The sequence below is a fragment of the Aquimarina sp. U1-2 genome (genome assembly GCF_017897595.1).
In the GTDB taxonomy this organism is placed as follows: domain Bacteria; phylum Bacteroidota; class Bacteroidia; order Flavobacteriales; family Flavobacteriaceae; genus Aquimarina.
In genome coordinates, this window is the sequence record NZ_JAGKIK010000003.1 from 89,329 (window position 1) to 102,693 (window position 13,365).

Annotated in this window: 8 protein-coding genes; 5 read left to right on the forward strand and 3 right to left on the reverse strand. The window is 33.8% G+C overall.

The window, feature by feature from the left end; all coding sequences use genetic code 11:
- Window positions 1-69: 69 nt before the first annotated feature.
- Window positions 70-588, reverse strand: coding sequence for a mechanosensitive ion channel domain-containing protein (locus J8281_RS05425; protein WP_210196591.1), 519 nt, complete (start codon window positions 586-588; stop codon window positions 70-72).
- A 248-nt stretch (window positions 589-836) separates the two neighbouring features.
- Between J8281_RS05425 and J8281_RS05430 the strand changes: the two genes are divergently transcribed.
- Window positions 837-2,198, forward strand: a complete 1,362-nt coding sequence (locus J8281_RS05430; protein WP_210196592.1) for an acyl-CoA dehydrogenase family protein — start codon at window positions 837-839, stop codon at window positions 2,196-2,198.
- A 189-nt stretch (window positions 2,199-2,387) separates the two neighbouring features.
- On the opposite strand, the gene J8281_RS05435 is transcribed toward J8281_RS05430, so the two are convergent.
- Window positions 2,388-2,636: a hypothetical protein gene (locus tag J8281_RS05435; RefSeq protein ID WP_210196593.1), complete on the reverse strand. Its 249-nt coding sequence runs from the start codon at window positions 2,634-2,636 to the stop codon at window positions 2,388-2,390.
- Between the two features lie 188 nt (window positions 2,637-2,824).
- Entirely contained in the window at window positions 2,825-4,837 is a 2,013-nt protein-coding gene (locus J8281_RS05440) for a lipopolysaccharide assembly protein LapB (RefSeq protein ID WP_246848983.1), read from the reverse strand.
- A 633-nt stretch (window positions 4,838-5,470) separates the two neighbouring features.
- Between J8281_RS05440 and J8281_RS05445 the strand changes: the two genes are divergently transcribed.
- The 4 genes from J8281_RS05445 (at window position 5,471) to J8281_RS05460 (ending at window position 13,350) form a co-directional block, all read left to right on the forward strand.
- Complete coding sequence (locus J8281_RS05445) at window positions 5,471-6,277, forward strand: dolichyl-phosphate beta-glucosyltransferase (RefSeq protein WP_210196595.1); 807 nt, start codon at window positions 5,471-5,473, stop codon at window positions 6,275-6,277.
- Window positions 6,278-6,351: 74 nt separating this feature from the next.
- Window positions 6,352-10,374, forward strand: coding sequence for a DUF4114 domain-containing protein (locus J8281_RS05450; protein ID WP_210196596.1), 4,023 nt, complete (start codon window positions 6,352-6,354; stop codon window positions 10,372-10,374).
- A gap of 226 nt (window positions 10,375-10,600) precedes the next feature.
- Entirely contained in the window at window positions 10,601-11,854 is a 1,254-nt protein-coding gene (locus J8281_RS05455) for an oligosaccharide flippase family protein (RefSeq protein ID WP_246848984.1), read from the forward strand.
- A 317-nt stretch (window positions 11,855-12,171) separates the two neighbouring features.
- Entirely contained in the window at window positions 12,172-13,350 is a 1,179-nt protein-coding gene (locus tag J8281_RS05460) for a glycosyltransferase (protein ID WP_210196597.1), read from the forward strand.
- The last annotated feature ends 15 nt before the right edge of the window (window positions 13,351-13,365 follow it).

Genomic DNA, 13,365 nt, shown 5'->3' on the forward strand with positions numbered 1-13,365 from the left:
ATAGTGTATAAATATTGCGATAAGCTACTATAATTAGAGCATCGCCTGGGTTAAGGTAATCATATTTACTCAGGTGGTTGATACGGTCGAAGAATCATTTCTTTTTCTTATACTTTTTTGAATAAAGATATTATTAGGTATGGTAATCTCTTCTTCTTCGGCAGTCTGTAATGTTATAAAAAATAGTCCAATCGTAACCACTCTGCCTTCTATGACATAATCCTTTCCTTCTAATAAAGAAATCGAATCGTTTAATTTAACAGGATGTTTAAAAAAAATAATAATGCTAGAAGTTATATTAGAAAGTATAGACCATTGTGCAAAAAAAGCAACGCCAACCACAGTAAGCACCGATCCAACGAAAACAGCCAAATCAGACTGATTAACCCCCCATATCAGGAATATAAAGATGACACATATAAACAGCAATACAATATGTACGACTTTCTTGATAAGGAAACCACGAGATTGTTGAATCAGACGTTTTTTAAGGGTTCTTGAGATGATATTAAAAAATGCTATTCGTAACACAATGTAAATAGCAATAATAATAGAAGATTCAATAATGTTAATGTAGTAAGGCTTCATGTATGTTGTCTTATATATAAAGTGTTTTAGGATAAACCTGTGACGTATTGATCAAAGTAAGCTGTTAATTTTGAAGTGAACCATATCACGTATTTATATCGAAGTATTAAACTGGTATTAATATTGATCTAATGTATGAAAATGTCTTGAAACTAATGAAGCGTTAGCCAAGTTAAATATTTCTAAAAAAAAATTAAATCTAATCTTTTCGAATGAAGTTTTCTTACTTTCAAATAAAAGAACAGCAGATGCAATTATTTAATAAAATTAAGAAAGTAATTCACCTAATGAAAGAGGTGGATGTAAACGAATTAGCTAAAATCTCAGAAAAAATCGATCTTTCAGAAATAATGAAAACCGTGGGTGAACTTAATGAATCCCAGTTAAATGGTCTCATGAAAATGCTCACCGAAAAGCAGAAGAAAGGTCAAAGCAAACTGCCACCTATAGATGGAGATTTCTACGATTACGATCTTAAATTGAGTCAGGAACATCGCGAGATACAGATGAAAGTTAGGAATTTTATGGAAGATGAGGTTGAACCTATCGCCAATACATATTGGAATAAGGCTGAGTTTCCTTTTGAGATTCTATCAAAACTTGCGAAATTGAACATATGCGGGGTAGCTTACAAGGGGTACGGTTGCCCTGATTTACCTTTTGTTATGGAGGGCATCATAGCCGAAGAAATTGCACGAGTAGATGTATCGATTTCAACCTTTTTTGGCGTTCATAGTGGTTTGGCCATGGGCTCAATCTATTTATGTGGTAGCGAAGACCAAAAACAAGAATGGTTACCAAAGATGCAGAAATTAGAAGCAATTGGAGCTTTTGGACTTACCGAACCTAATGTAGGAAGCGCTGTTGCCGGAGGTATGGAAACTACGTGTAGAATTGAGGGAGATGAATGGATTTTGAATGGTCAAAAAAAATGGATAGGAAACGCTACGTTCGCAGACATCACAGTGATATGGGCGCGTGACGAAGTATCTAATCAGGTGAAAGGTTTTATTGTTCGCACCGATAATCCAGGATACAAAGCAGAGAAGATTGAAAATAAAATGGCATTGCGCACTGTTCAAAATGCAATCATCACCTTAACAGATTGTAGAGTCTCAGAAGGTGATAGATTACAACATGCTAATTCGTTTAGAGATACTGCAAAAGTTTTACGCATGACCAGAGCCGGAGTAGCATGGCAAGCGGTAGGTTGTGCCAGGGGTGCTTATGAAAGTGCTTTAAAGTATACAAAAAAGCGAGAACAGTTTGGTAAACCTATTGCTAAGTTTCAGCTTATTCAAAATCATTTGGTAGAAATGCTTTCTAATTTAACTGCTATGAAATCCATGGTATATCGATTATCAGAACTACAAGATCAGGGATTGCTAACCGATGAACACGCATCTTTGGCCAAAGTGTTTTGTTCTATGCGAACCAGAGACGTTGTGAGTAGAGCCAGAGAGGTCATGGGAGGTAATGGGATTCTATTAGAGTATGATGTGGCACGATTTGTTGCAGATGCCGAAGCTATCTACTCTTATGAAGGTACCAAAGAAATAAACTCTCTTATTGTAGGTCGTGCAATTACAGGCTATAGCGCATTTGTGTAATTTTTCTGAATATGATCTTTTTTTAGAACGTATCGTTTAAGCTATCAGCATTCAGAATAGGAAAAAGTACAATTACTTGAGTACACTACCCTGGGATAAGCCCTTGAGTTATTATGCTCTTTGACGGTGCCCATAAAAAAGAGGCTTGACATCGAAATGTCAAGCCTCTTTATGTTGTAAAATTGTGTGTTATGCCCTCGCATTTTGAGGTGCCCAGTGAGAACATAACATTCCCGGTGCAGCCTTTTGAGGGTTTGCACAATCACTGGTTTCGTATCGAGTACAGGTGCCACAATTTCTGTTATCTTTTAGTTCGGCTTTCATTTCAAAGCTATCACAGGTATAACTGCTACTCACTTTAACACCGTGAACCTTACAAGTATCGTTTGCCATTAAATTCTCACAGTTTTCACAACTGTTTCCTAATCGTATTGCCATAGTCTAATTTTTTTTAATTTAATTAATACCGCTTCCACTTTAAAATAGAACTGGTATAAAACTACAAACAACACTACGTAGAAACAATTTAAATAGCTGTTTTACTGGTAGTTTGTATTTAGATTGTCTAAAAATAGCAACAAACGTACTCGCAATATCAGCAACTGCAATACAATTAATTTTTGCTCTTATTTAGTGTGTTTAATTGCTTCAATTTTTTTGTTAAAAATAGGGCTCTTCAAAAAATACCACCTGAGCTGAAATCCAAACTCGATGTATTCAAAACCTGCTGCGGTAGCCGATGCTATATTACTGTACTTTCCATATAAAACAGACATAAATCGATCGGAAAACTGATGTCCAAACTTACCTTCGGCTCTAAAAGCTAGGGATGCTGGATCATCATCTACAAATTGCTTTCCTATCGCAGTACTTACTTGATAAAACCATTTCTTTTCTGAATCACTAACAATTTCGGCAAATATTTCTCCCAGGTGAAACGATCTTGGACTAAAATAGAGCTCTGGCAGCTGCTCTTTAAACGCTAGATATTGATAATTGATTCCTGTTTTAAGAATAGGTCGATTCAAAAGTGAATAGTATAAAGAAGTAAACAATAAATTTCGAGTGTTATCATCGGTTTGTGAAGTATACATATATTGGGTATACCAACCTAAATTGAAGTTAGTGCCTAGATTATAAGTAAGAAAATAGTTGTTCATTATAATCTCCCTATCAATTAAATCTGCATTAAAATTTTGTAATTCTCTTTTATAACCTATATCTAAATTTTGAAGCTTAAAAGGTTTGGTTTGCAATATAGTTGCTGCTGTTACTTGGGTAAAATTTGTAGTAAAAGCATCAGAATTGTTGATTCCCAGAGCACCTAAAAATGTCATTTGACCATTAAATTTATAACGAATGCCTAAAGATGCATCATTTGAGGTTGCTTCTACGTTGGTTCTAGTATTTTTGGTTGTTCTATATATGTAATTAAATAGTGTAGTAAACTTTGTAGATAGTGGAATTTCTGAAGATAATCCAATACTAACAGCATCATTATCTCCATTATCGAACGTGAACGTAGTTTTTTCCTCGATAAAAGGAGTGTGAGTCTTTTTAAGTTTTCTAATCAGTTTTTCTGCATCTTGCTGTTTTGGATAGTAGTCGAGTGTTTTAAATGCATATTCATAAGCTTTTGAATCTAATCCCAAAGCTCTATAGGCATTCGCTATTCCCAAATTACCGTCGAATGAATTTTGCTCGTTATTTAAGATTAGTTTATACCAATCTAAACTTATGTCAAAGTTATTAGTATACATCCCGTATGTCGCTTCTAAATTAGATATTCTATTAAGATTAGGGAATTCTTCTCTTAACTTTTTGATTTCTAATTTTGCTTTTTTGTATTTTCTGTTCCATAACAGGGCCTGTATAAATCTTTCTTGAGTAGATAACCATACATCATTATTGTTTTTGAATTTTTCGACTTTTTGCACGGCTATAGTTGCAGTATGCAAAGCTTGCTTATCCTTATTTTTTTTGTGGGATAGTAGCGCTAGTCCGTTTAAAGCAACAATACTATCTTTGGGGTTGGTTGCCAATTTTTGATAACTATCTTTTGCTGCTTCGAGATTGTTGATAGTCAAAAAGATAGTTACCCGGTTTAATAGTGTATCTTTATCTCCTGGAAAATCCAATAGATTTAAATCAAGTAACCGAAGTGCTTTTTCATATTCCTTATTTTGAGATAAGGTAAAAGCAAGTCCTAGGCGAATATACTTTCTAGAGGTAAGCGCGTTCTCATTCCCCGCACTTAATACAAGTGCTTTATTTACCCATTGTAATGCTTCTGGATATTTTTTAAGATTCGATAGTGTATTTGCATAACCAAGAACTACAGGAAAGCTGGTAGGATCTTCTTCTAACAGTTTAGCGTAAAAATCCTTAGCCATACCAAAATTTTTGTTCCAAAGCAAAGATTCTGCATAGTTCAATTTAATTTCGAAATCATCTGGGTATTCTTTTTTTAATTGGGTAAAGATTGAAACTGCTTTTTTAGAATTTCCTGATAATCCAATGGCTCTTCCATAACATATTTTGGCGGTACGGTTTTGAGGATATTTTTTTAAAACCTGTTCAAAATAGTTTTTAGCTCCAACATATTTTCCGGTTTCAAGCAAATCAAAACCTGGTCTCATATCTTGAGCATGTAGAAATGTGCAAAACAATAAAAGAAAAAAACCTAGAAGTGATGATCTTAGATGCATTGTGTATAGAAAAATATTGGCTAATTATTTGTTGTTAATTTAAGAATATATAGACCAATAAACATTAAAAACAAAAACAGTTTTCTATAAAAGAGATTATTTTGAAGTCAGCATCGAGCAATTTGACGTTTTTTAACAAATAATTATAGATTTTTTTTAGAATTACTTCGAATATGAGTGCCTTTTTAACTAAAAATTTGTAAGGAAAACCTCATTATAATTAACATTTGTAATCTTTTACTTTCTTTTTTTGAGTAAACAAATGTTAAAATTCCAATAAAAACACGTATTTATCGACGAAATACACTGTTTTTGTAAAAACCATAAAAAAATTGATGTTTTACCGTATTTAACTTTTAAAAACTGTTATTAGTTTTACATCGAATTGATAATCAAACTATTTAATATCAATCTTAGTCCATAAAGTAACTTCGTCAAAAATGTAAAATAATCTTCAAATGCCCCGTGAAGAATGTTTAACATAATTTAAGTAAGAAGATTTTAAATATCCTCTATTTAAATTAATACTCTAAGCCTTAAGAGTGTACCCAAATCTTAATTGAAATGACGAAAACTACCGGAATTATTATTCCATGCTATAATGAGTATTATAGGCTGGAAAAACAAAAGTTTTGCGATTTCCTTAACAAACATTCATCATATCACTTATGCTTTGTAAATGATGGAAGTACAGATGACACCTTACAGATGTTACTCGAGCTTAAGAAATCAAACCCTCACAAAATTACAGTACTTAATTTACGACAAAACCAAGGAAAAGCCACAGCTGTGCAAACAGGAGCAAATCATTTTGTAAACCTGGTTAATATAGAAAATATCGGTTTTCTAGATGCAGATCTTTCTACTTCTCTTGAAGAAATGGATAACCTGGTTAAGAAACTTGATAAAAATCCAGAACTCAGCATAGTTTTCGGCTCTAGAAAAGCGACGAAAGCTAATAACGTAGAGAGACGCTTTGTAAGAAGGTTTTTATCTAATTTTATTGGCTTTTTCATTCGCTACATTTTACAACTTCCTATTAAAGACACACAATGCGGAGCCAAAGTCTTCAAAAAGAGCATTATAAAAAATGTGTATAGCCAAAGATTCATTAGTAGATGGTTATTTGATATAGAAATTTTTTTACGCTTAAAAAAACATATAGGGCTTAACGAGCTATTAAATTGTATTAGTGAAGAACCTTTGGAAAGCTGGATAGAGGTTGAAGGGTCTAAAATTACTTTAAAAGATTCCTTTTTGATTCCCATTAATTTAGTAATTATTTGGTTTAGCTATTTCAAAATTAGAACAACGATCAAAAATGCCTCAGATATTTTCAATCTTAAAACCGATTATTATATAACTAGATAACTACTTTCTTTTCTTAAAATTTATACTATCCAAAATATTTAAACATCTGTATTCATTACCAACAACAGTAACGTATGAAAAAAATAATTACACTATTTATACTTCTAATGCTTCAGGTACATACTTCGTATGCCCAACAACCCTTTGATTGTAATGAAGGTAAGTTTTACCAAGTAATTTCTGGAGCTTTACGATCATATGATCCTATTACAGGCACGTATTCTGATCCTTTACATACCCACACCGCTTATAATGCAGGAGGGTATAATCCTGTGGATAATTTCTTATATGCGATTAGAAGCAGTGACAAACATTTATTGCGTATTGGAAAAGATGTTGTAGTCGATCTTGGTGCTGTTGCCCCAAATGGTGCAGTACAGTTTGGTGGTGGATATGCCGCCGATGTAGATGATGAAGGAAACTTATGGGTTTTTCAAAACGCTTTAGACAAAAGATCATTCCATAAAGTTTTAAACCTGCAAAGTTATAATGGATCTTCGGCTCCTGTATTCGAAATTATAGTTTCAAATCAAGCGTCTCCCAGCAGTTGCGCCGATATTGTATTTATTGATGGTAACCTTTATGGAGGCAGTAGAGGAAATGTCTATAAATGGGATCTTTCTACAGCAATTCCTACGTTTAGCAGTACATCTGTAACCGATTTACCTAATCATACTTTTGGCGCTTGTTATACCGATACTAGTAACAGGCTCTATGTATCTAGTAATAATGGTGGGCTATATTTGGTTAACGATTATGAAACTACTAGCCCTTATGCTTCTCTATTAAATAATACTGAAGTTACGAATTCTAATGATGGTTTTAAATGTGCAGGGGGTATTTCTCCAATAGATGCTGATAATGATGAGGTGTTGGATCCTTTTGATAAAGATACCGACGGAGACGGAATCCCAGACCTTGTAGAAGGTGGTGGTACAGACCCTTATGGTGATGACGACGGTGACGGAATATTTAATTATCTCGATCCAGATTTTGGTAGCACTTGTAATAGTGGTGTTTCTCTAGCCTTTGATACAGATCGTGATGGAGTACCAAATGTACTGGATTTAGATAGTGATAATGATGGTATCTTTGATATTGTCGAAGCTGGTCTGGGCAGTTATGATACTAACGGAGATGGTCTTTTTAATACTGAGGATGCTAATTATATAGATTCTGATCTTGATGGGATAGCCGATGTGGTAGATATTGATCAAACAGGAACAGCCTTTTATCCAGCAGATACCGATGGTGATCTAATTTATGATCCTTATGATATTGATGCTGATCAAGATGGCATTATCGATTTAATTGAAGGTCAAAATAGCACAATTTTTGTTTCCTTATCTGGAAATGATACTGATCGAGATGGTATGGATGATATTTTTGACCCTGACAACGGTGGTACGCCACAAGGATTAATAAATACCGATGGAACTGATAATCCAGATTTTCTGGATACTGATTCTAATAATGACGGAGTATTAGATACTGTCGACGCCTATGACACCAATAGTGATGGTAATGCTGATACAGTGACCGCAGGAACTGATTTTGATCAGGATGGATTAGATGACAATTTCGATTTAAAAAGAACCGTTTTCGATTCTGAAAACAATAATCAAAATCCGGGTAGTTTTCCAGTTCTGAGTATTAGAGAACGATATCAATATCTTGGAACATTTGACGGTAATGGTACACCAGATTATTTAAGCTCCAATGAAACTCTGTCATCAGAGTATCTTAATAGAATTACGAACGCATTACCCGAAGGAAGCTCTATTCCAGATCTTAATCCACAGTATATCTATTCTGGATATGATACCGATGTTATCTTGGAAAGCACAACAAACATTTCGGTAACTTTTATTGATGAAAATACCAGTTATAAAAATGTTTTAGGGTATTACACCTATAATATCAATAGCCCCTTAACAAGCGCTCCTTACCCCGAGGATATTACTATTATTTTCCCAAATGGGTCTAAAACAGGAAGTAGCGGAGGGCTCAATGCAGGTAATACTGTAGACCTAGGAAGTTTTCCTGCCGAAACGGGTATTGGATGGGTATTACTTACTGACGGGTGGAATGGCACTGAAGTTAATTCTGGGTTATGGCAACTGTATTCAAACGCAGACTATAACCCAGAGTGTGATGAAGCTTTACAACCTCATACTATTTTATTGGCAGATACTGCAAACGAAACGATCGTTTTAGGATTTGAAGATGCCAGAAGAGACTATCCTGAAGCCGATCAAGATTTTAATGATATTCTATTTCATATTAAGGCCGATCAATATGGAGCCTTAAAAACTTCAAACATACCAGAGCTTACAGAAGAGGGTATTGTAACTTCAGGTAACGACGGAGGGTTAGAAAGCAATGGTGATTTAGCAACTTTGATTGCTAAAAGAAACTTCTTGAGATCAAAAACGAATACAGTTTTCAACCAAAAGAAATTACAACAAAAATTTGCACCAGGTACAACATCGTATGCAAACAAAAATGGTGCTGATCTTAGTCACTATTTCCCAACTACAGGAGCTACCGGGACTGAAACTTCTTATGTATCAAGCCCAGAAGATCTGATTGGTATTACAAATGCAAACGCTGTATTTTCTATTGATTATTACAATAATGATAATCGTGTAGGAGCTGCCCTTGCGATGGCTACAAAAGGTGCTGTTTATGATCACTCCAAAACCATTTGTGACAGGCTTAATGGATCGATCATAGAAGATATCAGAACGCTTATTGTAAGAAATCATCCTTTGGTAAATACTCGAATTAAAAGAGTAACAGGAGAGATAGAATATGCGTTGCACTTTTCTGTAAGAATAGACGAATATCAAAACGAATTATATAGTTTATGGAATATAGAAGATTATCCTGTTGGTAATTATCTTAACTTTCAAATCTGGGGAGGTTCTATCTCTCAAGCAGTTACAATAGCCAATACAGTAATCGACAAACTAATCTCACAAAAGTCTTTAGGTAAAACTTTTATTTCTAATAATATCCCACAGATATTTATTCAAAAAGGGTTTTATAGAGACGGTAAGTTAACATTGAGTTTGGTGAATAAATCAAAAGCCAGTCAATTACATTTTAGAGGGAACAAAAGAGCAACTGAATCTTCTTCAGAAGAACTTATAACTAAAATCATTTCGCTTTCTGGAGCGTATCAAGAGATCGTTACCATAGATACTGGGTATTTATTCGACATAGGTTTTGCTATCGCAGGAGAGGATCCTAAAAAAGCAGATATACTATATCTTGCCGATGGGCCATGGGGTATAGATTATAAAGAAAATGGTGTCACGATTTCTGATTTTAATATTTCTGAAAATGAAAAAACTGAAGAGCAAGAAAAAGACGATTATCTTGTTGAAAGAAATGCAGAAGTTCATGGTTCTGTAAAAGAAACTATAAATCTTTTTAGAAATATACTAGGAGGCGACCTAAGCTTGGATATTTCTGAATATGATGCTATTTCATTCGAATTATACACCGATCAAGATGTTGAGTTAATTTTAGTATCCAAAGAGCTTACTGATTGGAATAACAGACTTAAATACAAGATAAAGGCAAATACTACATTACAAAAATATGTCATTCCTTTTTCAGACTTCAGTAGTAAAGCGAAACAAAACACAACTATCAAAGATTTGAGAAGCGTTGTATTTTCAGTTCAAGGTGATTATCAAACTTTTATACCTTTCAAAATTAAAGTGCATAAACTTGCCTTTACAAACCAAAAGAAAATAGAAAATGAAGATCCCGAAACAATAGCAATCAATAATGATGATATCGAAGAGGCATCTATTTCGACTACTACTAATAGGGTTGTACAAAATTCTCCTAATCCATTTAGTAGTAGAACAACCATAAAAATGCCTAGCGCTAATAAAAGAATAATGATATCAGTTGTTGATATGTTAGGACGAATTGTTCAGGAAGAGGAAATAAAGAGCAAAGGAGAATTATCTGATACATTCGAGTTTACTGCCAAAAATCTGGCTCGAGGAGTCTATAAATACAGTGTTAGAGGAGACGATTTTACAATTAGATACATCGGTAGTTTCCTGATACGCTAAAACACTATAAATCAAGCCGCCAAACTAAATCAATGTCTAATTTTGGTGGCTTTTTATAAAGAGAGTAAACTACCTTAGGGCGAGCCTACAAGGCATTCATAGAAAACAATGTTTCAATTACGAGGCAAGCTTCGAAGAATTATTCCCTTTGGCGGCGCCAATGACATCATTACATTAAAAACGGAATAAGGAATCAATATAAGAGGTTAAAATTTCACAAAGCTTAATGATTATAAAAAGTACAATTTTAAAAAATATTACTTCAGAACAAAAATTCATGATTAGCGTGATTATTGTAAATGGAGGAAACTATTTATATAATCTAATTCTAGGAAGAATTTTGGGTCCCGAAAAATTTGCAGATGCTGCACTTTTAATCACTTTCTTACTCGTTTTGTCTTTTGTAGCAATGACTTTTCAACTCTCGACAGCAAAATTTTCAGTAGTATTTGAAACAGGGATTTTTAAAAGCTTTATCAATATAATGTATAAATCCTCATTTTTTACTGGGCTTGTACTGGGTGTACTCATAGTACTATTCTCAAAACAGCTTCAACTGCTTTTTAACACACAATCTTCATTAATGTTCACCATTTTTGGAGTAAGTATCCCTCTTTATTTTATTGTGAGCGTAAATCGTGGGATATATCAGGGAAAAAGGAAGTTCGAAAAACTTGCCATAACGTATCAGAGCGAAATGATAAGCAGGCTTATAGTAACGCTTATGTTAATCTATATTTCTTCTTTGCAATCCTCGATATTAGTCTCTATGGGAATTGCTGTATCCTTGCTATTTGGGTTGGTTCCTTTTTATCGTAAAGACCTTCAGGTTTATAAGCGCTTTAGTTTACCTAAGAAGGAAAATAAATATATTCTTCGGTTTTTTTTGCTTACTGCCTTTTACGAACTAACTCAAATTATCATTAATAATAGTGATATTTTGATCGTAAAGCATTATTTTGATACATACCGAGCCGGATTATATGCTTCACTAGCTCTAATAGGAAGGGTCGTTTATTTTGTAGCCTGGATGTTTGTGATGTTATTACTGCCAAAAGTGGTCGAAAAACAGAAAAATAACCAACCACATGCTAACATTCTTTTGAAATATATCTTTTATATCACCTTACTATCTGCCTCTATTGTGATATGTTGCTATGTATTTCCTGAATTGGTGATCTATACCATGTTTGGAAAACAATATATAAGCATCTCACCCTTACTCTGGAAATATGCAATTGCTACTTCTATTTTTGCAATATCAAACATTTTTGCCTATTACTTTTTATCACTTGATCAATATATTCCTGTAATCATAGCAGCTCTATTAGGGATTCTACAAGTGGTGCTTATCGTTATATTTCATGACTCTCTATTACAGGTTGTTATCATGCAAATCATTGCCATGACAGTTTTGCTCGCTTTTCAGCTATTGTTTTTTGTATTATACCAAAAAAAATCCAAAAAAGTTCATTTCTAGATAAAACCTATTCTTCAAAAGTAATGTCTCTCGAATTGAGCGTTGTTATTGAATACGATAAAAATGATACATCTTTGAAAGAGTACTACCCTTACTAGGCATAGCTCTTTCTGTTGAAAATCATTTATAATCGAGCCAAAGGCCATATCAAATTATAGTCCTCATAATTTCTATTGCTTTTTTGATATAGTTACTCTAAATTGTAGGTAAATATTAGGATGTATCTATTCGTCTTAAAATCTTGAAATCAATGTACCCCTTCGTATTTCTATTTGATTTTATTTCGTTTCTGCCTGTTTCAAAAATTCAGAATTTTCATGAAATTAGCTATTGTAACTGCTTATCCACCAAGCAAAGTAACTTTAAATGAGTATGCGTATCACTTGGTAAAACATTTCAGACAACAAACAGACGTCTCTGAACTTATAATTTTAACAGATATCGAGCCAAATGAGGCAGATATTCATTTTTTGGAAGCAGGATGTAAGGTTACTATCAAGCAATGCTGGAGATTTAATAGTTATAACACTATTTTTTCGGTTATGAAAGTGGTAAAACAAATTCGTCCTGATGCGATACTTTTTAATCTTCAATTTATGAAGTTCGGAGATAAAAAAGTAGCAGCTGCATTAGGTTTATTATTGCCTTTATTATGCAAAAGGAAAAAAATACCCACTATTGTATTATTACATAATATCATGGAGCAGGTAGACTTAAAAAGTGCAGGTTTTACCGCAAACAAAATATCACAAAAAATCTATAATCTTATAGGCACTATCCTCACTCGTTTTATCCTTAAAGCAGATAGAGTTGCAGTAACCATAAGTAAATATGTCAAAATTCTTGAAGATAAATACAACGCAGAGAATGTGATCCTGATACCTCATGGCACTTTTGAATCGCTAGAGAAACCATCATATGATGTACCCATAGGCCCTCTAAAAATAATGACTTTTGGAAAATTTGGGACCTATAAAAAAGTTGAAATACTTATTGAAGCTGTCGAAAAAATTAGGGCAAGAACAAAAGCAACACTAGAAATCGTAATTGCAGGAACCGATAATCCAAACGTACTAGGGTATTTAAAATCTGTAAAAGAAAAGTATTCAGAAGTTTCTGGCCTTACCTTCACAGGATATGTAGAAGAAAAGGATGTTTCTACAATATTTGAAGAGAGCGCTATGGTCGTATTCCCGTATACTTCTACCACCGGAAGCTCAGGAGTATTACATCAGGCAGGCAGTTATGGAAAAGCAGTTGTTATGCCAGATTTGGGAGACTTAGGAATTTTGGCAAAAGAAGAAGGGTATAGAGGTGAATTTTTTAATCCAACAAGTGCTGATAGTCTGGCAGATGCCATTCAAAAAATAGTACTGGATCCAGAGTACCGAACCGAACTAGAAAAGGCCAATTATGCAGCGGCAACAGCTTTCCCAATGAGTAGAATAACGCGTATATATCTGGATACTTTCAACGACATTAAAAATAAAGTCTAAAGATGACACTATCCT

Bases quoted from the DNA above. Each gene is read 5' to 3' on its own strand.
- J8281_RS05425 (WP_210196591.1), bottom strand. From the start codon at position 588: ATGAAGCCTTACTACATTAACATTATTGAATCTTCTATTATTATTGCT.
- J8281_RS05430 (WP_210196592.1), top strand. From the start codon at position 837: ATGCAATTATTTAATAAAATTAAGAAAGTAATTCACCTAATGAAAGAG.
- J8281_RS05435 (WP_210196593.1), bottom strand. From the start codon at position 2,636: ATGGCAATACGATTAGGAAACAGTTGTGAAAACTGTGAGAATTTAATG.
- J8281_RS05440 (WP_246848983.1), bottom strand. From the start codon at position 4,837: ATGAGACCAGGTTTTGATTTGCTTGAAACCGGAAAATATGTTGGAGCT.
- J8281_RS05445 (WP_210196595.1), top strand. From the start codon at position 5,471: ATGACGAAAACTACCGGAATTATTATTCCATGCTATAATGAGTATTAT.
- J8281_RS05450 (WP_210196596.1), top strand. From the start codon at position 6,352: ATGAAAAAAATAATTACACTATTTATACTTCTAATGCTTCAGGTACAT.
- J8281_RS05455 (WP_246848984.1), top strand. From the start codon at position 10,601: ATGATTATAAAAAGTACAATTTTAAAAAATATTACTTCAGAACAAAAA.
- J8281_RS05460 (WP_210196597.1), top strand. From the start codon at position 12,172: ATGAAATTAGCTATTGTAACTGCTTATCCACCAAGCAAAGTAACTTTA.